Genomic DNA, 22,948 nt, shown 5'->3' with positions numbered 1-22,948 from the left:
ATGCCGTACGCGATATCCGGCCGGGCGCGCCGTGGATGACCGACGCCTTCACGCCGAGGTCCAGGCGGTGTGCCGAAGCTGGGTGCGCGAGGCCGCCGACGGGCTGATGTCCCTGCAGAGCGCCGACAAGTTCGCCCTGCTCGCGCGGCGCTTCACCCGCTACGCCGCCGCCAGCGGCGCAGCTGGGCTGGACGATGTGGACCGACGGATCGCCGAAGGATTCATCACGGCGCGCGGCAGGAGCCGGCACGGCCATGTCTCCGACTCGGCGCTGGCCACCCAGCACCTTCGCCGCACCGTCCTGCGCACGCTCTTCCGTACCGCCCGCGGCCTCGGCCTGGTCACCTCCGACCCCACCATGGACATCCACCTGCCGCCCAAGACCGGTCAGGCCGCGCGCCCGCTCACCGACGACGAGATTCAGCTGGTGCGGCGATACGCCGAATCCCGCATTCACCACACCCGGCACGCGGCCGTCGTCGCGCTGGCCGACGCGGGCGCGCATACCGGCGAGATCGGGCACATCAGCCTCGCCGACCTCGACTTCGAGCGCGCACGCGTGCGGGTGCACGGCAGCAGCAAGACGGCCGCGCGCTGGTGCCCGCTCGACACCTGGCAGCTGCACGTCCTGTCGGATCGCGCCGAAACGCTGCGATCACGCCATACGCAGCTACCCGACCGGGAGATTCCGGTGGCCACCAGCGGACGCGGTACTGACGCGCAACTCCAGGCACGCGTATGCGTCGCCCTGAACGACGTGATGACCTGGGCCGGGCTCGCCGGCGAGGCAGACCTGCGTCCCGCCTCCATCACCGCGCACCGCGCGGCCGTCGTCTTCGCCCGCACCGGGCGCATCGAGGACGCCGCAGTGCGCCTCGGCCTGGCCTCCCTGGACCGCGCAGCAGCCGCGATTGGATACGAGTGGCGGCCCCGACCGGCCGAACCCGACGCCCCCCGGGCAGCGAAGAACGTCAGGGGCGCCGGTGCCCGCTGACATCTTCGGTGACGCACCACCGCGCCCGCCCGGCGGCAAGAAGGAACAGACGGCCACCGCCAAAGCCAACGCCAAGCAGTCCGTGATCGTCCTGGCCAGGGTCAGAGCTGTGGTCAACGACCCCGCCATCTACGCACTGGCCGCTCAGCTGCCCGAGAAGGAAGCAGGCTCGCCGGGACGCCCCGCCGACTTCCCGCTCTACATCTACCTCCTCTACAACGCCCTGACCGCTGTCTTCCAGTCCGCCCGCGCAACCGAAGCGCATCTGGCAGACCCGACCTACTGGTCCCTCGTACGCGAAGGGGTCGCACAATGCCTCGACCAGGCAGCAGCCGACGCCCTCCCCGAAACCGGCCCCACACGAAACCAGTGGCTCTACAACCGGAAAAAGCTCGTCGACCATCTGCCCGCGCTGCTCGACGCATTCCGCGAGCGGGCACTGGCCCAGGCGCTCTCCCAAGGCCTGCTCGACCCGAACGCCCCGCGATCCTGGAGCGCCCCCGGCCAGACCCAGTTGGTCGTCGGCGACGGCACCATCCCGAAGAGCCCCACCAAAGCGCAAAAACCCACCTCGATCGACGAGCGCACCGGCGAGTTGCGCCACCACCGGGTCGATCCCGGAGCCGGACTGCACTCCGAGGGCGGAGACGAGAACACCAAGGTGTGGGGCCCGAAATTCGTCTTCCTGAGCAGCCGTAGCCCGCACTACCACGAACGCGTCGTCCTCGACCTGCGCTACCAGCGCCCGCGCCACCCCGGCGGCGAGGCCGCCCTCGCAGTGGACAGCGCCGTGCGCCTCGCCGGTTTCGCACCCGGGATGCTTGGGGTCGTCTGGGACGGCGCCCTACGCGGCGTGCACCGCAACTCCCTGGCGAAGGCGGGCCTGCTCGCCATCAACAAGCAACACCGAGGCGCCAAGCCCGAAAAGATCACTGCACTGCGAGGCCCTGCGTGCTACCACGACCTCTACGCCGCCGACGGCCGCGTCACCGAACGCACGCTGACCGAGGACGGCACCGCCGAATACCGTCCGATCCCCGTCACCCGCGTCGAACGCCGCGAGTCCTCAGACTCCTGCCGCTGGTACCACGTCCTGGCCATCCCCTGCTACCGAGGCGTCACGCACATCCACCGAGTCCGCCTCGACCAAAACGAAGAAGACACCAAGCGCGCGTTCAACACCGCCGAACACCTACGCCAGATCCCGCCCGGCACCGCAACCTTCGACCGCCTGTACGGCCACAGGCCCGACTCGGAGTCCCTCAACGCGCTCCTCGACACCACCTGGCGCCACAAAAGGATCATCGCGTACGGCGCCGACCGCCAGACGCTCGCCGTCCTGGCCTTCGCCCAGACCCAGAACGCGATCGCACGCCATTGCTACCTCAGGCGCACCGCCACCGACCAACAGCTTCGCAGTGCCGCATAGACCCTGACCAGGGTGGCTCGACGAGTTCCGCGCTCCTTCGACTCGCGGCCGCATGCGTTGACCCCGGTAACAAGGTTCAAGAACTCCAACGCCAGCCTGTAAGCTGTCCGCTGTCCGGGCACGGAAGCGACCTAGCGTGGCAACATGGGTCGCGCCCTCGCACGGGCGCCTGCAGGAGTTGCTGAATCCAAGATCAAGATCCGCCGGGGCGCTGGTCCCCAGGGTTTTCATCCAGGTTTTCAGCACATCCCGCCCTTGTAGCTCAGGGGATAGAGCAACCGCCTCCTAAGCGGTAGGTCGCGCGTTCGAATCGCGCCAAGGGCACCCAAGCTGGGGGCAGCATCCCCATCTCATTATTGCTCTTCTTGCAGGTCAGCGCCATGGTGAGATGCCAGGATGCCGATAAAGTCTCCATGCCCACCACACGCGGGGCCTCCGTCAGCATCCGGGCCACTCCGGCTGATTCCGGGATTCTACGGGCGGCTGTCCCGAGGGCGTCCCCAAATTATCGGTCGCTCGGAGACGACGACGGCATACATCGGCGCGCGTCTACGGGCGCCAAGTGTCAAGTTACGGCGCGCAGCGTTTCGTCGCGATACGACTACGCGGCCGCCTTTCACAGCCACGCGCCCGCTAGACGCGCCGCAGCCAAAGCGGCCGGCGCGCCGCCGGGCTCCTGTCTCGATGGAGCGAGAACTTCCAGCGACATGATGGGCGCGCGCGGAGAACGACGCGCCAGTACTCGAAGAGCGCCGAGACTACGGTAGTCACATAACGCAACTCAAATCCCTTAGGCCTCAGTTCCAATAGACCGAAAACTCCAATTTTCTTGACGGCTTTCTCCGTCCTCTGATAGACCGGCTCATTTGCCCTGGTAGGGGCAGGGGCGGCGACGGCTGCGGCCGCGTCGTCGACCAACGGCAGCTCGTCCACCACCGTGACGGCCCACTCGCACGGTGCCCACGCCTCGCCCAACGTCGTTGTCGAGTGCCAGGCGCTCATCACGGCGCCGTACCGCATCGTCGCCAACAGCACGTGGTACAGCCAGGGAAAGATCACCGAATGCTCCAGCCCGCCCCCGACCTCGTGTTCCCTGTCTGTGGATATGCAGGAGCTCGTCAACAACGAGTACGGTGGCCAGTCATGGCAAACGGTCTCGGCGGCGGGGGGAAACCCGCATGCTTGTGCGGTCGGCTACACCGTCACGCCTAGCTACACCTGCCTCAGCAACCTGGCGAATCACGACTTCAGGAGCTACGGCATTCTGATCGTCACGGCTTCAACGACCGGGGAGTCGACGTGGACGTCGGGCACCGAGAGTATCCCGTGCGAGTAGTCTGAGAAACAGGAAATCGCCGACCGTGGGGAGCCCGGATGACTCTAGTCGCCCGCCTTCTTCTTTTTGATTGCGCTGATAGTGATCAAGCACAGCACCTGGCCGAATTCTGGAGCACCGCACTGGGAACTTCAGTAAAGGCCGCCAACTGTGCTATTCAAGTGCCAGTGCCCATGGAGTCAGAGCTTGAATCACAATTCACCGATGACTTCCCGACGATAGTTACAGGCGCGGCTCACTCGCACGTCCTGTTTACCGTTCGCGAAGGCACACTGTCAGAAGAGGTCGAACGACTTCTAGCACTTGGTGCGACGCTAGTCGATGACCGCAGGCGAGAGGGTTTCCTCGGCGCTGGCTGGGTACTCCTGGCAGACCCGGTCGGCAATCAGTTTCGGGTCGAGTCGAATGCGGCGGAGATTGCCGCAATGGAAGCAGTCATCCTGAATCGATAATCCACAAAGGATGCCCCTGGGCCAGGCCGGGGGCATCCTGCCCTGCCACGGCTCATGTAGACGTGGCAGGCGCGTAACTCGACGGCTGCAACGACCTCAGATGCAGCACCGAGTTCCGGGAAGCAAGCAAAGTAGTCCAGAGCGGGTACGCCCACCAGCACCCGCCGCTTCATCTCCTTCTCGGTGCCCGCGATGCAATTGACGTAAGTCGACAGCAGCACGGGGACGCTGTTCCCAGCCCATTCGGCGACCTGAGCGGCCGGCACACCGCTGTTCAGCCAGTTGGTGAGGCAGGTGTGCCGAAGGTCGTACACCTGCCGCGCGAGTGGCGTGTCGAGATCCTCGTCGGTGAGGACTTCATCACGCGCGTTTCTCCAGTTGCGGCGGATGACGACGTCGGCGAGTTCGTCGCCGTGCTCCCCGCTGAACAGCCGGTCTCGCCGGTTCGGGCGTGGGTCTTACCCACCCGAGCATCCGCATCGCCGACTCCTCGCTGAGCAGCGACCGTTTATCGATCGCCCGGGACGCCTTGATTTTGGGAATCTCGACGAGCGCGAACGGGTGGACGTCGAGGACATGGGTCACCGAGGCTCCTTGCGTTCCGGTCGCCCGCGCGGCTATCCGGCGGGCGGGGGAAGCGGGGTGGAGGATCGCAGGGTGTTGGTCAGCCACTGCATCGCGGGCGGTATCTCGGCGTTCCACGTGGTGAAGTTGTGGCCGCCCTCGTTGCGGATCAGGGTGGAGGTGTGCGTCGGGGTTCCGGCGGTCAGTTGCTGGAAGCGCAGTACGTCGCCGTAGTCGCTCTCGCCGCTGCGGCTGCTGGCCAGCAGCACGGAGACCGGTGGCTTGGGGAGGTTGCGGACGCGCCACATGATGTTGTTCAGGTCCCGGTTCTGCGGGCTGCCGTAGAGGTCGCCGGTGGTGAGGTCCTGCGGGGCGTTGTAGTCCCCCGACAGGGAGACGGCGACGCTGATCTTGTCGGAGTTCATCATCGCGACCTTGAGGGCGCAGTCGCCTCCGGTGGAGTCGCCGATGATGCCCCAGCCGCTCGCCGCGGGGGTTACGCGGTATTGGTCCTCGACGGCGCGCGGGATGTCCTGGGCCCAGAAGGTGTTCACCTGGGGGCCGCCGGGGACGTCGGTGCACTCGGTGTCCACGCCGCCGACGCTGCTGGGCGAGGGCTGGATCATCACCAGCACGATCGGCCTGTCCTGGTGGCTGTTGATGCCGGTGAGCAGGCGGTACGGGTACTTGAGCCGGTCCTCGAGGGCGGTCAGGTCTCCCGGGTAGCCGGTCGAGACGATGGCGACCGGGAACTCGTAGCCCTTGTACGCGCTCTGGAAGTACTGCGGCGGCAGGTAGACGATCGCCTGCGTGCTCAGGCCGGTGCTCGCGCCGTAGAGGGTGACGTTCTGGGTCTCGCCGGTGGAGTCGGGGACGCTGCCGCTCGGCAGGCTCAAGCCGCTGACGGACTGGACCGTCAGCAGCCTGCGGTGCGGCTGGCCGGGGCCGCCGCCGCCCGGTCCGTCGGGGGCGTCGGCGCCGGGGGCCGGGCCGAGCGGGTGTGCCTGGTTCTGGTTCACCGCCTGGGAGGCGAAGCCGAGCAGGTCGTGCCAGCTGCTGTAGAAGCCGAAGTAGTCGTTGCAGAACGCTGCGAGCAGCAGGACGAGCACGAGCTGCGCGCCGCCGAGCACGCCGAGGCGGCCCACGACGTGCTTCCAGGTCTTGCCGGACAGCTTGCGCCACAGCAGGACCACGCCGGTGAACGCGCCGATCACGAGCAGCGTGAGCAGGGCAAGGAGCCAGTTGCCGGTGAGGGTCACGCCGACACCCCCGCGTTCGCCTGGATCGAGGCGCCGAGCCAGGTCAGCGCGCTGTTCAGGGTCAGGCCCGACTGGGTCGCCACCTGCAGCGGGCCGCCGGCCGGCCGGAGGCTGCGCGGGATGTCCGGGGCGGCCGGGTCGTAGAGCACCCGGACGGACGGGATCGGCACGCCGCCGAGGTAGCGGTCGATGCCGGGCCAGCTGTCCTGCGGCGGCGCGCTCGTCCAGTCGCCGACGGCGGCGGCGAGGCCGTAGTGGGTCGAGTCCTGCACGGCGAGATTGATCGCGGCGCCGCCGGACTGGCCCACGCCCGCCACGCCCCAGTCGGCGGCGGACGTGGCGACCCGGTAGTGCGACGTCAGCGCGGTACGCAGATCCTGGGACCAGAACAGCTCGCCCTGCGTGCCTGCGGGGACGTTCACGCCGGGCACGACGGCCGCGGACGTCACCACGGCCACGATGACGTGGTACGACGTCGCCAGCTGCTGGTAGTTCGGCAGCATGCCGGTCGCCGTGTAGCCGGTCAGGTCCACGATCTCGACCGGGAAGTGCTTGGCGGCCTCGGACCTGGAGGCGTAGTCCGCCGGCGTGTACACGTCGAGTTGCGCGGTGACGCCGCTGCGGACTCCCGTGAGCCGACCGCGGCCGTCCGAGGCGATGACGAGCTGCTGGGTGTCGTGCACGGCCGCGCCGGGCACGCCCGCGTTGTTCAGGTGGTACTGCGTCGAGGAGTCGCCGAAAAGCTGGGCCCAGGACGTGTAGAAGCCGCCGAGCGCGTTGATCGTGAACAGGAACGTCGCCGCCAGGCTCAGCTGGGTGCCCAGCAGCAGGCCGATCCGGCCCGCCACCGGCTTCACGCCGCGCCCGGCCAGCCGCGGCCAGAGCCAGAGGGTCAGGCCGGCGGAGGCGAGCGTGACGAAGCCCAGCAGGAGCAAGAACCCCTTGCCCACGATGTTCACGCCGCGTCCGCCTAGCTCTGTCCCGAGTTCTCTGGAACAGAGACTAACGAGCGGGCGGCGCCTGGCGCGCGAAATGCGTAACAGACCTGTATTAAATCAGCCTTAGCCTTGCGTCAAATCCTGGTTCATCCCTGCTTCGACCAGGCTTCATACGCGTCGGCGACCTCGTCGACGTCGCCGTCCATCAGGATCTTCCCTGCCTCGATCCAGATCGCCCGGTCGCAGGTGTCCCGGATCGCGGCCATCGAGTGGCTGACCACGAACACGGTGCCCGCGCTGGCCCGCAGCTCGCGGATGCGCTGCTCGCTCTGCGCCTGGAACTTCGCGTCGCCGGTGGCCAGCGCCTCGTCGATCATCAGCACGTCCTGGTCGCGCGAGGCGGCGATGGCGAACCGAAGCCGCGCGGCCATGCCCGAGGAGTAGGCCTTCATCGGCAGGTTCATGGCGTGCGGGTTGGTCTCCTGGATCCGGGAGAAGTCCACGATGCCCTGGTAGCGCGCGTTGGCCTCGGCCTTGGACATGCCCATCGCCAGGCAGCCCACGATGACGTTGCGCTCGCCGGTCAGGTCCGGCATCAGCGCGGCGTTGATGCCGAGCAGCGAGGGCTGGCCGTCGGTGTAGACGCCGCCGCCCTTCTCCGGCGGAAGCAGGCCCGCGATGGCCGCCAGGGTGGTCGACTTGCCGGAGCCGTTGCGGCCGATCAGGCCGATGCTCTCGCCGCGCCGGGCCACGAAGGAGATCCCGCGCACGGCGTGCACCTCGCGGATCGTCGGCGAGGTGCGCCGCGAGACGATCCGGGACAGGGCGCCGGTCGCCGAGCCGCGGCCGGTGCCCGCGCCGTGGATCCGGTAGACGATGTTGAGGTTGTCCACGACGACCGTCGGCTGGTTGGTCGCCGCCTCGGCGCGCCGCTTGGCCCGCTCTTCTATGATCTGCGCGCGCAGGGCGGCGAGCTCCTCCTCGGAGAAGCTGTGCTCGCCCTCCTTGCCCTGGATGGCGCGCAGCACCTGACTGGGCAGGACCTTGGGGGTGTCAGCCACGGCCGTACTGCTCCTCTGCCTTCCAGAAGTACACGAAGCCGCCCACACCGGCGAGCAGCGCCCAGAACACCAGGAAGGCCCAGGCGAACGCGGGCTGGTGCAGCGAGTTGACCGCGGCCTGGTAGTCGGCCGCCGTCGCGTACGACGCGCGCGACGGCATGCTGATCATGCAGTTGCGCACCACGGTGATGAACAGCGCCGGCGGGTCGTAGTAGAGCGCCAGCTTCACCCAGTGCGGGATGCCAGCGCGGTCGGTGACGGAGGCGATGCTGTACATGACGCCGCACAGGTACATCCAGGTGCGGCTGATGAACGGCAGCAGCTGCGCGGTGTCGGTGAGCACCGAGCCCATCCGCGCGACGATCATGGCCATGCCGTTGCAGAAGACGCTGAACAGGATCAGCGCCGGGATCACCAGCAGCCAGCGCAGGGTCGGGGTCTCCTGCAGGCCGAGCGCCACGCCGACCACGATGATCATCGAGAAGCCGAGCTGCTGCAGCTGGATGATCGTCGCCGACATCGGCAGGCAGGCCCGCGGGAAGTGCAGCGCGCGGATCAGCACCAGCTGGTCGCTGATCGAGCGCGAGCCGTTGATCATCGAGGTCTGCAGGAAGTTGAACAGGAAGACGCCGATGACCAGGAAGAGCAGGAACTTCGGCACGCCGCGGCTCTGGGTGAACAGGATGCCGAAGACGAAGTAGTACACCGCCACGTTGAGCACCGGCGTGAGCAGCTGCCAGAGCTGGCCGAGCCGCGCGTTGGAGTACAGCGAGCGGTTCTTCGCGGTGGCGTAGCCGGTGATGAAGTGCCGCCGCTGCCACAGCTGCGCGGCGTACTCGAACAGCGGAGGGCGCTTGCCGCTCTGCTTGAGCCCGTACTTGGCGGCCAGCGCGACGCCGCCGAGATCGGCGTATTCGGGATCGAGCGCGGGGGGAGGCAACTCCTCCAGCACGATGCCGCCGGGTTCACTCACTGCTTCGCCTTATGTCCTCGTCGAGATCCATCAGATGACCGGGGGTCTTCCGAGCCTGGTCATCCGCCACACGGTACTCCAGCCCATCGGCTGCCGGGGGCCGCAGGGGGTCCGCCAGCCCGCGGCGAAGCCGCGGAACCAGACCTTCAGCGCCGCCGGGGAGCGCAGCCTGGCCACGGTCAGCACCGTCCAGACGCCCAGGTACACCGGCACCAGGGCCCCAGGAAGATTACGCCGGGCGAGCCAGACTCGGTTGCGTGCCACGTTGTAGTTGTACGTCGCGTGCCTGCTGGGCAGCGTCTTCGGGTGCAGCAGGGTCACGTCGGAGCGGTACTCGATGCTCCAGCCCGCGTCCAGCGCCCGCCAGGCCTGGTCGGTCTCCTCGTGGCAGTAGAACCAGTCGTCGGGCAGGCCGCCGACCTGGTCGACGACCGCGGAGCGGATCGCGCTGGCGCCGCCGAGGAACGTGGTGACCTGCGAGGAGTGGTTCGGGTCGCCGACCCGGACCCGGGGCACGTGCCGCCGCTGCACCTCGCGGCTGACCGGGTCGCAGATGCGGAAGGAGACGATGCCCAGGCGCGGATTCGCGGCGAACGCGGCGCGCACGTGCTCGGCCGACTCGGGTCCGTCCAGCTTGCCGTCGTCGTCGAGCACCAGGATCGCCTCGGGGCGCTGGTCCGGGGGCAGCGCGAGCAGCACCTCGAAGCCGCGGTTGCGCCCGCCCGGGATGCCCAGGTTCTCCGGCAGGTCCAGCGTGCGGACGCCGTCGAGGCCGGGCAGCTCCGAGACCTTGACGCCGTTGCCGACCACGACCACGTCGATCGGGTCGCCCTTCTGGCCGGCGACGGACTCCAGCAGCTCGAGCAGCTCGGCGGGCCGGTTGCCCATCGTGAGGATCACGGCGCCCAGACGCATCTCGGTCACGTCAGCCACCTTCTAGGCCTTGAGCCGGCTCGAGAGCACGATGGAGACGAAGTGCAGCACCACCATGATCGCCGAGATGACCGCCAGGATCACCAGCGCGGCCTTCGTGAACGGCTGGCCGTGCGCGAACAGGTCGAGGATGCCGGCCAGCAGCACCAGCATCGAGGACTCGATGCCGACGATCAGCCGGTGGACCTTGAAGATCTGGGCGGCGGAGCGCAGCTTCGCGGCACCGGCGGCGCGCGGCACGACGGAGCCCTCGGTCGCCGCGGTCAGCCCGGCGCGCGAGCGGGCCACGTCGACGAGGTCGCTCTCGGACTTCACCAGGATCACGAACAGCGCGGTGGCCAGGCCGAGCACGGCCCACCCGTCCAGGTGCAGGCTGCTCGCCCGGAAGCCCAGGCCGACCAGGAACGCGGCCTCGGCGAAGTAGGCGCCGATCCGGTCGAGGTAGACCCCGACGATCGAGGTCTGCTGCCGCCAGCGGGCGAGTTCGCCGTCGACGCAGTCGAACAGCAGGTACAGCTGCACGAAGAAGGCGCCGAGGATCGCTCCGGCGATGCCGGGGATCAGCAGCGCGGGGCCCGCGAGCACCCCGGCGACGATCATCAGGTAGGTGTAGCCGTTCGCCGAGATCGGCGAGTTGACCAGGAGCCTGGTGGTGCGCAGGGAGATCTTGCGCATGTAGAGCCGGCCGGCCCAGTGCTCGCCGTTGCGGCGCTGCATCTTCTCCGGCGGCTGAACGACGGCACGGAGCTCATCGAGCGTAGGTAGCGACATAACCCTTCACCGCGTCATCGATCCGCGAGCGGGACAGGTCCAGATGTTCCAGGATGGTGAACCTGCCCGGTCTTGTGTGCGGCGCGTACGTTACCGCGTCCGCGAACTGATCGATATCAAGTCCCAGATCCCCGGGGGTAACCGGCAGTTCGTGCCGCGTCAACACCGCGGCCATCTCGGCCGCCAGCGCGTGCTCGCCGCGCAGGTGGGTGGCGAAGACGGCGCCGACGCCGCACTGCTCGCCGTGCTGCGCGGCCTGCTTCGGGAACAGCTGGTCGATCGCGTGGCTGATCTCGTGGCAGGCGCCGGAGGACGGGCGGCTGGTTCCGGCGACGGCCATCGCCTGGCCGGAGAGCACCAGGCCGTTGGCCAGCACGCCGAGGAAGCCGGCGTCGTCGATCGTGCCGGGGTGGTGCAGGATCGCCTCGGCGGCGGTGCGGGCCATCGCCGCGGCCAGGCCGTCGATCGGCTCGCCGGTCTCCCGGTGCGAGAGCTCCCAGTCGGCCAGCGCGCACAGGTTCGACAGCGCCTCGCCGATCCCGGAGCGCACGAAGCGGGGCGGGGCCTGCCGGATGAGGTCGAGGTCGATGACGACGCCGATCGGGTTCGGCACGCCGTAGGAGCCGGTGCCCGCGTCGTTCTCCAGGGTGGCGACCGGCGAGCAGACCCCGTCGTGCGCCAGGTTCGTGGCGACGGCGACCAGCGGCATGCCGAGCCGGGCCGCGGCGTACTTCGCGGCGTCGATCACCTTGCCGCCGCCGATGGCCACGAGGGTGTCGTACGGGGCCTTGTCGGCGCGGACGCGGTCGGCCAGGTCCACCGCGGCGTCCAGGCTGGCCCGGGAGACCGTGAACCAGCCGACGTCCGCGGGCAGGTCGCCGGCGAGCTGCTCGCGCAGCTGCGTGCCGGAGCCCTCGCTGATCGCGACGGCCAGCCGGCCGGAGGCGGAGATGCGCTGGTCGGCCAGGATCCCGGGCAGTTCGGCCGCGACGCCCGGGCCGATGCGCACCGCCGCCGGGGCCTGGATCAGCCTGCTGAGGACGGCCATCTACTGTCCCCGCACCGCCGCGACGATGGAGCGCGCCTTGGCGAGGTCGTCGTGGTTGTCGATCTCGACCCAGGACACCTCGCCGATCGGCGCGACGTCCACCCGCAGGCCGCGGTCGACGAGCTCCTGGTAGCCGTCCTCGTAGTAGAGCTGCGGATCGCGCTCGAACGTGGTGCGCAGCGCGTCGGCCAGGTCCTCGCCGGCCTCGGGCTCGATCAGCGTCACGCCGATGTACTCGCCGGTCGCGTTCGCCGGGTTCATCAGCTTCGTGATGCGCTTCACGCCGGCCTCGGCGGACCAGATGACCTTCATCTCCTCGTCGGCGAGGGATTTCACGGTGTCCAGGGCCAGCAGGACGCGGGACGAGTAGCCCGGCTTCTCCCGCTCGGCCAGCAGCGCGCGCTCGACCGACACCGGGTGCACGGTGTCGCCGTTGGCCAGGATCACGCCCTGCTTGAGCAGGTCGCGCGCGCACCAGAGCGAGTACGCGTTGTTCCATTCCTCGGCCTTGTCGTTGTGCACGAGGTGCAACTCGAGGCCGTACTTCTCCTCGAGCCGCTCCTTGCGCTCGTGCACGGCCTCGGCCCGGTAGCCGACCACGATCGCGGCCTCGGTCAGGCCGACCTCGGCGAAGTTCGCGAGGGTCAGGTCGACGACGGTCAGGCCCCGCTCCTCGTCCACCGGCACCAGGGCCTTGGGCAGTGTGTCCGTATACGGGCGCAGGCGGCGGCCCGCGCCGGCGGCGAGGATGAGTCCGATCATCGGGCGCCGCCTGGGGAGGCGGCGGCCCGACTGTCGACACCTGCGGCGAGGATGAGTCCGATCATGGCCGACAGCTTATCGGTGGATGTCCTGCAACCCCACTTCCGCTGTCGCCCCGATGACGATTACCGCACAGGTGTTACCGATCGTGCCGGAAGCGCCAGCCGGCCCAGGCCGAGACGATCATGTCACGCAGGTCGCGGCTAGCGCTCCAGCCGATCTCCTGCCCGGCCAGCTCGGCGGAGGCGACCAGCTTGACCGGGTCTCCGGGACGGCGCGGCACGATCACCGGCGGCAGGTCGATGCCGGTGTGCTCCAGGATCGTGTCGATGACCTCCTTGACCGAGGCGCCGATCCCGGTGCCCAGGTTCAGGGTCAGCGAGGCCTCCGCGTCCCGGTTGAGCCGCAGCGCGGCGGCGACGTGCGCCTCGGCCAGGTCGGCGACGTGGATGTAGTCGCGGATGCAGGTCCCGTCCGGGGAGGCGTAGTCGTCGCCGAAGATCAGCGGGTTCTGCCCGGCCTCGAGCTTGGTGAAGACCATCGGGATCAGGTTCAGCGCGACCGGGTCGCCGAGCTCGGGGGCCCCGGCGCCGGCGACGTTGAAGTAGCGCAGGTTCGCGAAGGCGAACTCCTTGCCCGCCAGGCGCTGGGCGCGCGCCACGTCCTTGATCATCCACTCGCCGACGAGCTTGGTCTCGCCGTAGGGGGAGGCCGGGGTGCACGGCGTCTGCTCGGTGACCAGCTCGACGTCGACCTCGCCGTAGACCGCGGCGGAGGAGGAGAAGACGAACCTGCCCACGCCCGCCTCGAGGGCCACGTCCAGCAGCGTGCGCAGGCCCTCCAGGTTCTCCTCGAAGTACCAGGTGGGCCGGTCGACGGACTCGCCGACCTGCTTCTTCGCCGCGACGTGGATCACGCCGCCGACGCCGTGCTCGGCGATCACCTTCGCCACCGCGGCCCGGTCGTGCACCCGGGCGATCTCGGCCGGCACGCCGTCCGGGATCCGGTCCTTCGCACCGGTGGACAGGTCGTCGAGCACGACGACCCCCTCGCCGGCCGCGAGCAGCGCCCGGGTCACGTGCGATCCGATGTACCCGGCCCCGCCGGTAACAAGCCACGTCGTCATACCTCGACCCTACCTTCGCCTACGTCAGCTGCATCCCGCTGTCCCTGACAGATTCTAACAAAATCCAACATGAACGCGCGAGATCCATCACGAAGAATTAGTCGGGCAGGACCGGCGCGGCCGGCCGGGTCCAGAAGCGCACCGACTCGCCGACCGCGAGAACGGCCAGGTAGGCGGCGAGCAGCCAGACGATCAGGCTCAGCGTCTGCGCGGAGCCGATCGTGACGGCCAGCGCCGCGAGAAGCACCGAGCGGCCGAGGTTGCCGCCGAGCGCGACGGACAGCCAGTGCGGCGGCTGCCCCGCGTCGGCGCGGATCCGGTAGACGACGTCGTAATGGTGGTAGATCACCGCGGCCAGCATGGTGAACGTGGCGGCGCCGAGCAGTGCGTCGTTGACGATGAGGCCGAGCATCACGACGTACGCGATGAACTGGATCGTCGGAGGCGTCAGCCAGCCGAGCTTCGCGGCCAGCGGTTCGCGGGCCGCCACCTTGATCGCGAGCGGCAGATCGCACATCGCCTCGAGCGCGTCGACGGCCTCTTCGGTGCGGCTTCCGTTGCCCGCCAACGAACGCCGCACCCGCCCGGCGGTCGTGTACGCGGCGGCGAGCACGCCCCAGATCAGCAGAACACTGAAGACGACGCGCGGGGTGGTCAGCGCCGTGAGGATCGCGATCAGGGCCCAGCGCTCGCCGATCGGCAGCACGACGACCTTGCGGGCCCAGTAGCCCGGGCTGCGGCGCGGGGCGTCGGCCGCGGTGACGGGCTTCGCGGCGGCGGGCTGGCCGCGCAGCGACTCGTGGTACGCGAAGTCGATGTGGTGGCGCAGCGTCTGGAGCACCATCGCGGCCGCGGCGAGCAGCCAGACGCCGTGGTCGTGGCCGCCGCCGCGGGCGGCGCCGAGCGCGAGACCGGCGTAGACCGCGTACTCCTTGGCGCGGTCGAAGGTCGCGTCGAGCCAGGAGCCGATGCGCGAGAACTGCAGCGAGTAGCGGGCGAGCTGGCCGTCGGTGCAGTCCAGCGCGAAGGAGAAGTAGAGGGCGACCGCGGTGCAGATGTAGCCGGCGCGGGTTCCCGTCGCGGCGGCTGCCGCGCCGGCCACGGCGACCAGCAGGGAGAGCGTGGTGACGAGGTTAGGGGTCCAGCCGCGGCGCGCGGCCCAGCGCGCCAGGTAGCGGGTCCAGGGCGAGACGCAGTACGTGGTGAACAGGCCGTCGTCGCCCTTGACCGCGCGGCGCAGCCGGATCGCCTCGTCGTCCACGGCCGCGATCTCGGCGTACACGTCCTTGCGCGCGGACAGCGGTTCGGCGACCAGGCGCGCGACGAGCTCCGTCGGCAGGACGGTCTCGTGCACGGCGATGCCCTGGGCGCGCAGCAGATCGGCGAACTCGTCGGCGAGCAGCGGCTTCGGCGCCGTCAGCCGGGCGGCGGGCGAGGTGCCGTCCACCCGGTGCGCCGTCAGGTCGGGGATCGCGCGCAGCTCCGCCGCCAGCCGCTCCCGGGCCGCGCCGGTGACGACGAGCACGCCCGGCGCGTGCGCGGCCTCCCACCTCGGGTCGAGCAGGGCGAGGCGCAGCGCGTGCGGGTGGGCGGCCAGCCGCGGGTCGACCAGGGCGATCTTGCCGGAGTGCGAGGAGCTGGCCACGGCGCGGGCGGTGGCGGCCGGCCCGTCCGCCGTGATCACGGTGACGCCCAGGCCGGAGAGCGCCGTGCGCAGGTGGCTGTCTCCGTCCACAGGCTGTGGACCGCTCAGTATGGCGGTGACGTGGGTGGCGGCGGTCGTGCGCACGGGGTGTTTCACTCCTAGGCCGGTTCGGTCCCTGTGGGTCCCTATGGGTCCGTGTGGGTGCGGTGGATCCGGTCAGCAACCGTAGCCCGCCACCCGATCCGATACCATCCCTAAAACGCTGGACGCGCTGGTTAGCGAGGAAGTCTTGCCGGAGCAGAACAACACCGCGACGCCTGACTTAACAGTCGTGGTCATCGGGTACAACGATGCCGCCCGGCTGCCGGAGGCGGTGCGCTCGGCCCTCGATCAAACGTTGCACAATCTCGAGGTCGTCGTGGTCGACGACCATTCCTCGGACGACACCCCGCAGGTGGTGGCCCGGCTCGCCGCCGAGGACCCGCGGGTGCGGTTCGTGCGCCTGGAGAGCAACAGCGGCGGCTGCTCGAAGCCGCGCAACACCGGGATCGAGCACGCGCGCGGCCGCTACGTGATGTTCCTCGACTCGGACGACGTGCTCGACCGTCACGCGGGCCTGAACATGCTGCAGGCGGCCGAGGAGTACGACGCCGACCTGGTCTCCGGGCTGTGCATCCGGCGGCACGTCAACCGCTCCGGACTGGTCGAGGACGTGCCGTGGTGGCCGGAGATGTACACCGAGCGCCGGGTGCTGGAGTCAGCGGCCGACGACCCGGACCTGCTGCGCGACACGCTCTCCACGAACAAGTGCTACCGCCTCGACTTCCTGCGCGAGAACGCGATCCGCTTCCCGGAGGGCTTCCACTGGGAGGACCTGCTCTTCTCGGCCACCGCCTATCTGCACGCCCGCAAGATCGTGCTGATCCCGAACCCGGTGTACTACTGGGAGGTCATGGTCAGGGTCGCGGCCAAGTCCATCTCGAATCAGCGCTCGAATATCGGCAACGTGCGGGACCGGATCGGCATCCACCGCAAGGTGGACGCGGTCCTCGACGGCTTCCCCGACGAGGCCGGGCGCGCGCAGATCCGGCTGGCCAAGGCGGTCAAGTTCATCGAGCACGACCTCGTGCTCTACCTGCGCGAGCTGCCGTACCAGACGGACGAGTACATCGCCGAGTGCCGGCAGCTGTTCCGCGACTACCTGCAGACGCTGCCGCTGGAGGCCGCCTTCGCGCGCTGCCGGCACCGCGTCGCCGTCGCTGGCGCGTTCCTGATGCTCAGGCAGGACTGGCCGGGCCTGGTCACGGTCTCGGAGAACCTGCTCGACCGGACGCGGGTGAGCACGGACCTGGTCGAGCGGGACGGCCGGATCTACTGGTGCGACAAGGGCTATCTCGACGAGGACTTCGGCCGGCTGGCCCTGGACGTGACCGAGGCCGGCTACCACCAGCTCTCGCTGCCCGAGTCCAACCTGGCGACCCGGCTGACCGGCCTCGACGTGGTGTCCGTGACCCGGAGGAACGGCCGGATCCGGCTGTCCGGCGAGACCGTGAACCCGCTCGGCAAGGTACCGGCCGACGTGCCGCTGAGCGCGCAGCTGGAGTTCCGGCCCGGCCAGCGCGCGCTGCGCCAGTACCGGGTGAAGGTGGCCGAGGTCAGCCACGAGGGCGACCGGATCCGCTGGTCCGGCGAGGTGGACGTGGCCAGGACGGTCCGCCCGGTCGGCGTGGTGGACCAGATGTTCGAGGTCAGATTCCGCCTCAAGGCCGGCGACCTGGGCACGATGGCGACGCGCGTCACGGCGATCCACCTGCCCGAGGCGGCCGCCGAGCTCGAACTGCCGGCGCGGCCGCTGCTGACGAAGGCCGTCGGCGACCGCTGGGCCGTGCGCATCAACCACCGCGGCGTCGTCACGCTGCAGATCGTGTCGCGCAACCCGATCGCCAAGCGGGTCAACGCCTCCTTCGAGCGCAACGCGACCGGCACCGGCGGCGGCGGGATGCTGCGGCTCGTGCAGAAGGCGATGCGGACCGCGCAGAAGGCCAACGATCCGCGGCTCAAGCGCAAGGTCTACGCCGCGCTGTGCAGGCTTCCGGTGAAGAAGGGCTCGGTCGTCTTCGAGTCGCACATGGGCCTGTCCTACAGCGACAGCCCGAAGTACATCTACGAGGCGCTGCGGCACCACGGCTACCAGGGCCGCGTGACCTGGTCGTACGCCGAGAACACCAACGGCTTCCCCAAGGACGCCAGCCTGGTCGCGCGCAATTCGTGGGCGTACCTGCGCGCGCTGGCCCGCGCCGAGTTCTGGGTGGACAACCAGGGCTTCCCGCAGTGGATGGCGAAGCGCCGCCACACCACGTACATCCAGACCTGGCACGGTACCGCGCTCAAGACCATGGGCGTGAACACGCCGCAGGTCAAGGCGATGCTGACCGGCCAGCGCAAGGCGCTCGCCAAGGCCGTCAACCGCTTCGACCACTTCCTGGTCCGCGGCGAGTACGACATCAGGACCCTGGTCGAGGCCTTCGAGATGCGCGCCGAGCCGCTGCGCGTCGGCTACCCGCGCAACGATCTGCTCCTGTCCCCCGAGCGCGCCGAGCTGTCCGCGGCGCTGCGGGCCCGCTTCGGCTTCGCCGAGGACAAGACGGTGCTGCTCTACGCCCCGACCTTCCGCAACACCTCGGGGCCGTTCAAGCCGGACTTCTCCTTCGAGGACTTCGCTCGCGAGTTCGGCGACACGCACCTGCTGCTCGTGCGGGCGCACTACCTCAACTCGGTATCGGTGCCTGAGCAAGCGCGCGGCGCCGTGCAGGATGTGTCGAAGTACCCTGATGTGACAGAGCTCTTCCTCGCCTCGGACGCGCTGATCACGGACTTCTCCTCGGTCATGTTCGACTACTCGCTGCTGGACCGGCCGATGGTCTTCTTCGCGCCGGACAAGGCCGGCTACACGCAGGACCGCGGCACCTACTTCGACCTGGAGGCCGAGGCGCCCGGCCCGTACACGACGGACCAGGAGTCGTTCTTCAAGGCGCTCGCCGCCCTCACCCCCGAATCGCACCGCGAGGAGCGCCGGGCGTTCGCCCAGCGCTTCGGCGAGTACGAGAAGGGCACCGCCGCCGAGCAGGTCTACCAGCGGTTCTTCGCGAAGGGCGGCAAGTGATGGCCCCGATCCGCGACATCGTCATCGTCTGCAACAACATCGACGAGGCGGGCGGCGCGCAGCGCTGGGCCCGTTCTATGGGCGAACTGCTCAGCGGCGAGGGCCACCGCGTGCTGCTCATCGGCGTCGCCGGAGTGGCGAATCCGCACGACTACGCGGCGGAGTACGAGGACGGCCGGCCGCCCTATCGCACGGCCCTGCTGCACGAGAAGCCCGTGCACGTCGTCCACCGCCCCGCGATCGACGTCCGGCTGCGCCACCCGCGTGCCGGGCTGCGGCACCGCGCGTACCTGAGCCTCCAGCAGGAGGGCGCGGACCGGCTCAGCCACCTGGTCGGCTCGCTCGACACCGAGAACGCGGTCATCATCTGCGTCCAGGTCTTCGCGATGGAGTGGATCGCGAAGGCGGACACGCACGGCATCCCGGTCATCGGCATGAGCCACGAGTCGTACGCCGCGTCGATGGCGTCGAGCCGGGGCACGCGCGTGAAGAAGCTCTACACGGGCCTCCCGCGCTTCGTCGCGCTGACGGAGCAGGACGCGAGCGACTGGACGACCAAGGGCGGCATGAACAACGCCGCCTCGATGCCGAACCCGCTGCCGTTCCCGGCGACCGGCGGCGCCGACCCGGACGCGCACGTCTGCGTCGCCCTCGGCCGGCTGTCCCAGGAGAAGGGCTTCGACCTGCTGCTCGAGGCCTGGTCCTACGTCGCCAAGGCCCGGCCCGGCTCGGACTGGCGCCTGAAGATCTACGGCGACGGCCCCGACCGCCCGGCGCTCGAAGCCCAGGCTGCGGCCCTGGGGATCGCCTCCTCGGTCTCGTTCGAGGGCGCCACGAACCAGGTGCCCGAGGCCCTGCGCAGCGGTTCGATCTTCGTGAGCACCTCGCGCGCCGAGGGCTTCCCGATGACGCTGCTGGAGGCGCAGGCCTGCGGCCTGCCGTGCGTCGCGTTCGACTGCGCCCCCGGCGTGCGCGAGATCCTGCAGGACGGCGTGCTCGTCTCCCTGGGCAACACCGAGGCGTTCGCCGACCGGCTCGGCGCCCTGATGGACGACGACGACCTGCGCGGCGCGCTCGCCAAGGCCGCGCCCGACTCCGTGGCCCGCTACGCGCCCGACGTCATCGCGCTGCGCTGGGAGCGGCTGTTCGCGCTCGTGCACCGCTGACGAGGTAACGGAATCACGGATCGCGGGCCACGGATAACGGACGGCGGATTGCGAACGGCGGATCGCGAGCCGCCGACCGCGAATCAGTGCCCGTACCAGTCCAGCACGCGCAGCGCCCGCAGCGTGTTCCAGCGGCTGGGCTTGCCCTCGCCCTCGTCCAGGGGGAAGTGGAGCCGGTCGGCGTGCGGATTCTCCAGCACCCACACGCCGTTCGCGTCCCGCTTGGACTCGACGAGCTCGACCGCCTCGCGCAGCCGCTCGTCCGGCTCGGCCCCGGCCGCGCGCAGGTAGTCGAGACCGCGCAGCACGTCGTAGTACCAGAACGTCGGATACGAGAACTGGTCCCAGGCGGCCGGCGCCTCGGTCTTCCGATCGAACGCGACCACCTCGCCGCTGGACAGGCTCCGGCGCATCCGGCGCTCGACGAGGTACTCCTGCCCCCGCAACCGGGCCGCGCGCACCCGGGCGGTCCACGCCGGGTCCTGCTCGCCGAGCGAGCGCTCGTACTCCGAGAGCCCTTCGAGCACGCCGATCGTCGTGTGGAAGGAGCCGCGGGTCGAGCCGTTCTCCTGCTCGCAGTTCCAGCCGCCGTCGTCCATCTGCTCGCCGAGCAGCCGCTCGACCACCGGCCTGACCTCCTCGCCGAAGTACGCGCCGATCGCCACGGTCCGGCCGTTGATGCAGGGCTCGGTCTCCCCGTCGAAGTACGGCTCTCCGTCGTGCTCCCACTGCACGTGCTCGCGTACCAGCCCGACCGCGCGCCGGGCCGCGGCGCTGTCCGCGGGCAGCCCGAAGTCGCGCAGCAGCGCCAGGCTGGCGGTCGTCGACGTGCCCTGCGGGAACAACGTGCCCTGCCGCGCCGGCCCGATCCCGGCCCACCAGGCCGCAGCGGCCTGCGACAGGCCCTCAGGGGTCTCGTTCGTCCACTGCCCGCCCGGCAGCTGCAGGCCCAGCAGCCGGGCGCCCCAGCCCTCGTGCTCGACCCGCGCCCGCTCGGCCGCTACCTCGTCGGCGGGCGCCGCGGTGAGGTCGCGCATCACCTGCCAGCGGATCGCCGGGTCACCCTCCAGCAGCCATCCGACCGCATCCATCAGGCCCTGCCTCCTTAGGAGAAATCCTGACTTGCCGGGTCGAATCTAGACGGCGCCGCCGACAGTCGGGATTTCGAGCGTGAACAGGGCGCCGGGGCCGGGCTGCGCGTTGCGCGCGGTGACCTTGCCGCCGTGCGATTCGGCGACCTGCGCGACGATCGCGAGGCCGAGGCCGGAGCCGGGGCGGTCGCGCATCTCGGCGGACCGGTAGAAGCGGTTGAACACGTGCGGCAGGTCCTCTTCGGGAATGCCGGGGCCGTGGTCGCGGACCGTCAGCACGCCGTGCGCGGCGAGCCGGAGCTCGACCAGGCCGGCGCCGCCGGAGAACTTGGCCGCGTTGTTGATCAGGTTGCCGACGGCGCGTTCCAGCCGCTCGGGGACGCCGCGGACGGTGCAGGGCTCGGTGAAGACCCGGAACTCGGTCTCCGGCCAGTGCAGGCTGGCTCGGTCGACGACGCGGTTGGTCAGCTCGTCCCAGCGGACCTGGGTGATGACCGCCTCGGGCTCCTCGCCGCGCGCGAGCTCCATCGTGTCCGCGACCAGGCCGGTCAGCTCGTCGATGCCGGTGAGCAGCGAGTCGATGACGCGCTTGCGGTCCACGTCGTCGAGGCGGTCGAACTTGTCGAGGACCTCGGCGTTCATCCGCAGCGAGGTGAGCGGCGTGCGCAGTTCGTGGGAGGCGTCCGCGACCAGCTGACGCTGCTTCATGGCCGCGTCCTGGACCGCCGCGAGCATGGCGTTGAAGCTCACTGCGAGCCTGCCGAGCTCGTCCTCGTCGGAGCGCTTGCCGAGGTCGATCCGGTGGGCCAGTTCCCTGGGCTCCCTGGCGATGCGCTCGGCGGCGGTCGTCAGCTGCGCGACCGGGCGCAGCGCGGTGCGGGTGACCCACCAGCCGAGCAGGGCGGCCAGGAAGATGGCGCCCACGCCGCCGAGGCCGAGCCTGAGCTCGAGCTGCTTGAGCTCGGTGTCGATGCCGGAGAGCGGGAGCGCGACCATCACGGCTTCCCGGGTACCGCCTATGTGCATCGTGTAGACGCGCGCGGCGACGCCGTTGAGCTGCACGGTCCGGTAGCCGTCCGCCGAGTTGCCGGCGGCGACCTGCAGATCGTCCGGGATCAGCGGGATGGTCGAGCTGTTGCCCTGGTTCATCACGGTCGGGGACTGCGCGGGGACCGTCCGGCCGTTCGCGTAGACGAACTGCGAGATGCCGACCGAGTCGCCGAAGCGGTGGCCGTAGGCGATCTCGTACGCCCGCTGCGCCGCCGGGGAGTTGGTGCCGCTCTTGCCCTTCGTGCCGCCCGGCTTGGCCTTGTTCTGGTACTTGGCCATCGCGGACAGGCCGGTGGCCTGCCGGGCCAGCTGGGCGTCCATGTTGGCGAGGAGCTCCGTGCGCACGGCGACATAGCCGAAGACGACGCAGGCCGCGATCCCCACCGACACCGCGACCGCCGCCGCGATGATCATCCGGGTCCGGAGCTTGCGCTTTCCCCAGCGCCACTCGCCCTGCCTGAGCCGGCTCCTCACCGCGCCATCACGCGGGGGTCCGCACCGTGTAGCCCACACCTCGCACAGTGTGAATCATACGCGGCGCGTGTCCGGGCTCGGTCTTGCGACGGAGCACGGAGATGAAGACCTCCATCGAGTTCGAGCCCGGCACCCCGTCGTATCCCCAGACGCGGTCGCGGATCAGCTCGCGGGTCACCACCCGGCCGGCGTTGCGCAGCAGCAGTTCGAGCAGGTCGAACTCGATCTTCGTCAGGTCCTCGGTGTGCCCGGCCCGGCGCAGCTGCCGCGCGCCGAGGTCGAGCACCAGGTCGCCGCAGCTGAGCAGGCCCGGGTCGACCGGCGGCTCGACGATGGCGCGGCGCAGCAGGGCATTGATCCGGGCGACGAGCTCGGCCAGCGCGAAGGGCTTGACCAGGTAGTCGTCCGCGCCGGCGTTCAGGCCGAGCACGCGGTCCTGCACGGCGTCGCGCGCGGTGAGCATGAGGACCGGGGTGCGGTCGTTGGCCGCGCGCAGCGCCCGGGCCACGCCGAGGCCGTCCAGTCCGGGCATGGCGACGTCCAGCACGATCAGGTCCGGCGGGCTGGCGCTCACGGAGTTCAGCGCCTGCTGGCCGTCGGCCGCCAGGTGGATTCCGTAGCCTTCGAGCTTGAGCGCGCGGCCGAGGGCCTCGCGCACCTCGCTGTCGTCCTCGACGATCAGCAGCTGAGCCGTATCCGTTCCAATCACCTCA

General features: G+C 69.8%; 20 protein-coding genes and 1 tRNA gene. 7 read left to right on the top strand and 14 right to left on the bottom strand.

Going from position 1 to position 22,948, the window contains the following annotated elements; genetic code table 11:
* The first annotated feature begins 31 nt into the window (after positions 1–31).
* The 5 genes from KDK95_RS17605 (at position 32) to KDK95_RS17585 (ending at position 4,211) form a co-directional block, all read left to right on the top strand.
* Entirely contained in the window at positions 32–994 is a 963-nt protein-coding gene (locus KDK95_RS17605) for a site-specific integrase (RefSeq protein ID WP_212519280.1), read from the top strand.
* Positions 984–2,423 (top strand): hypothetical protein, encoded by a 1,440-nt coding sequence (locus KDK95_RS17600; protein WP_212519279.1) that lies wholly within the window; start codon positions 984–986, stop codon positions 2,421–2,423. The genes KDK95_RS17605 and KDK95_RS17600 overlap by 11 nt, the downstream gene beginning before the upstream one ends.
* Positions 2,424–2,674: 251 nt before the next feature.
* Positions 2,675–2,747, top strand: a tRNA-Arg gene (locus KDK95_RS17595).
* Positions 2,748–3,360: 613 nt separating this feature from the next.
* Positions 3,361–3,759, top strand: a complete 399-nt coding sequence (locus tag KDK95_RS17590; protein WP_212519278.1) for a hypothetical protein — start codon at positions 3,361–3,363, stop codon at positions 3,757–3,759.
* A 38-nt stretch (positions 3,760–3,797) separates the two neighbouring features.
* On the top strand, positions 3,798–4,211 hold the full coding sequence (locus KDK95_RS17585; protein WP_212519277.1) for a VOC family protein: 414 nt from the start codon (positions 3,798–3,800) through the stop codon (positions 4,209–4,211).
* A 360-nt stretch (positions 4,212–4,571) separates the two neighbouring features.
* On the opposite strand, the gene KDK95_RS17580 is transcribed toward KDK95_RS17585, so the two are convergent.
* The 11 genes from KDK95_RS17580 to KDK95_RS37755 form a co-directional block, all read right to left on the bottom strand.
* Entirely contained in the window at positions 4,572–4,796 is a 225-nt protein-coding gene (locus tag KDK95_RS17580; RefSeq protein WP_212519276.1) for a hypothetical protein, read from the bottom strand.
* A 32-nt stretch (positions 4,797–4,828) separates the two neighbouring features.
* Complete coding sequence (locus KDK95_RS17575; protein WP_212519275.1) at positions 4,829–6,034, bottom strand: alpha/beta hydrolase; 1,206 nt, start codon at positions 6,032–6,034, stop codon at positions 4,829–4,831.
* Complete coding sequence (locus KDK95_RS17570) at positions 6,031–6,993, bottom strand: hypothetical protein (RefSeq protein ID WP_212519274.1); 963 nt, start codon at positions 6,991–6,993, stop codon at positions 6,031–6,033. The genes KDK95_RS17575 and KDK95_RS17570 overlap by 4 nt, the downstream gene beginning before the upstream one ends.
* A gap of 125 nt (positions 6,994–7,118) precedes the next feature.
* Positions 7,119–7,922: an ABC transporter ATP-binding protein gene (locus KDK95_RS35910; RefSeq protein ID WP_372463340.1), complete on the bottom strand. Its 804-nt coding sequence runs from the start codon at positions 7,920–7,922 to the stop codon at positions 7,119–7,121.
* Between the two features lie 103 nt (positions 7,923–8,025).
* Positions 8,026–9,006, bottom strand: coding sequence for an ABC transporter permease (locus tag KDK95_RS17560; protein WP_212519272.1), 981 nt, complete (start codon positions 9,004–9,006; stop codon positions 8,026–8,028).
* Between the two features lie 30 nt (positions 9,007–9,036).
* The gene (locus KDK95_RS17555) at positions 9,037–9,921 is read right to left on the bottom strand and encodes a glycosyltransferase family 2 protein (RefSeq protein ID WP_249161451.1); all 885 of its coding nucleotides are present in this window, start codon (positions 9,919–9,921) and stop codon (positions 9,037–9,039) included.
* 21 nt (positions 9,922–9,942) lie between these two features.
* Positions 9,943–10,710: a CDP-alcohol phosphatidyltransferase family protein gene (locus KDK95_RS17550; RefSeq protein WP_212519270.1), complete on the bottom strand. Its 768-nt coding sequence runs from the start codon at positions 10,708–10,710 to the stop codon at positions 9,943–9,945.
* On the bottom strand, positions 10,688–11,758 hold the full coding sequence (locus KDK95_RS17545; protein WP_212519269.1) for an iron-containing alcohol dehydrogenase family protein: 1,071 nt from the start codon (positions 11,756–11,758) through the stop codon (positions 10,688–10,690). The genes KDK95_RS17550 and KDK95_RS17545 overlap by 23 nt, the downstream gene beginning before the upstream one ends.
* Entirely contained in the window at positions 11,759–12,520 is a 762-nt protein-coding gene (locus KDK95_RS17540) for a phosphocholine cytidylyltransferase family protein (RefSeq protein WP_212519268.1), read from the bottom strand.
* Between the two features lie 139 nt (positions 12,521–12,659).
* Entirely contained in the window at positions 12,660–13,646 is a 987-nt protein-coding gene (gene galE / locus KDK95_RS17535; RefSeq protein ID WP_212519267.1) for a UDP-glucose 4-epimerase GalE, read from the bottom strand.
* A gap of 97 nt (positions 13,647–13,743) precedes the next feature.
* Entirely contained in the window at positions 13,744–15,435 is a 1,692-nt protein-coding gene (locus KDK95_RS37755) for a DUF5941 domain-containing protein (protein WP_212519266.1), read from the bottom strand.
* Positions 15,436–15,580: 145 nt separating this feature from the next.
* Between KDK95_RS37755 and KDK95_RS17525 the strand changes: the two genes are divergently transcribed.
* Together KDK95_RS17525 and KDK95_RS17520 are read left to right on the top strand one after the other, a co-directional pair.
* A complete protein-coding gene (locus KDK95_RS17525) occupies positions 15,581–18,454 on the top strand; it encodes a bifunctional glycosyltransferase/CDP-glycerol:glycerophosphate glycerophosphotransferase (protein ID WP_212519265.1) in 2,874 nt (957 codons plus the stop codon).
* A complete protein-coding gene (locus KDK95_RS17520; protein ID WP_212519264.1) occupies positions 18,454–19,620 on the top strand; it encodes a glycosyltransferase family 4 protein in 1,167 nt (388 codons plus the stop codon). Before KDK95_RS17525 ends, KDK95_RS17520 begins: the two co-directional genes overlap by 1 nt.
* Before the next feature lie 83 nt (positions 19,621–19,703).
* On the opposite strand, the gene KDK95_RS17515 is transcribed toward KDK95_RS17520, so the two are convergent.
* The 3 genes from KDK95_RS17515 to KDK95_RS17505 are packed head-to-tail and all read right to left on the bottom strand — an operon-like array spanning position 19,704 to position 22,944.
* Positions 19,704–20,711, bottom strand: a complete 1,008-nt coding sequence (locus tag KDK95_RS17515) for a hypothetical protein (protein ID WP_212519263.1) — start codon at positions 20,709–20,711, stop codon at positions 19,704–19,706.
* Between the two features lie 45 nt (positions 20,712–20,756).
* A complete protein-coding gene (locus KDK95_RS37750; RefSeq protein WP_212519262.1) occupies positions 20,757–22,235 on the bottom strand; it encodes a sensor histidine kinase in 1,479 nt (492 codons plus the stop codon).
* A gap of 7 nt (positions 22,236–22,242) precedes the next feature.
* Positions 22,243–22,944 (bottom strand): response regulator transcription factor, encoded by a 702-nt coding sequence (locus tag KDK95_RS17505; protein ID WP_307844427.1) that lies wholly within the window; start codon positions 22,942–22,944, stop codon positions 22,243–22,245.
* Positions 22,945–22,948 lie beyond the last annotated feature (4 nt).

Origin of the sequence: Actinospica acidithermotolerans (assembly GCF_018139625.1) — a bacterium.
GTDB classification, from domain to species: Bacteria; Actinomycetota; Actinomycetes; order Streptomycetales; family Catenulisporaceae; genus Actinospica; species Actinospica acidithermotolerans.
The sequence above is the reverse complement of the archived record's forward strand: the minus strand, read 5'-3'. Positions and strand labels throughout refer to the sequence as shown.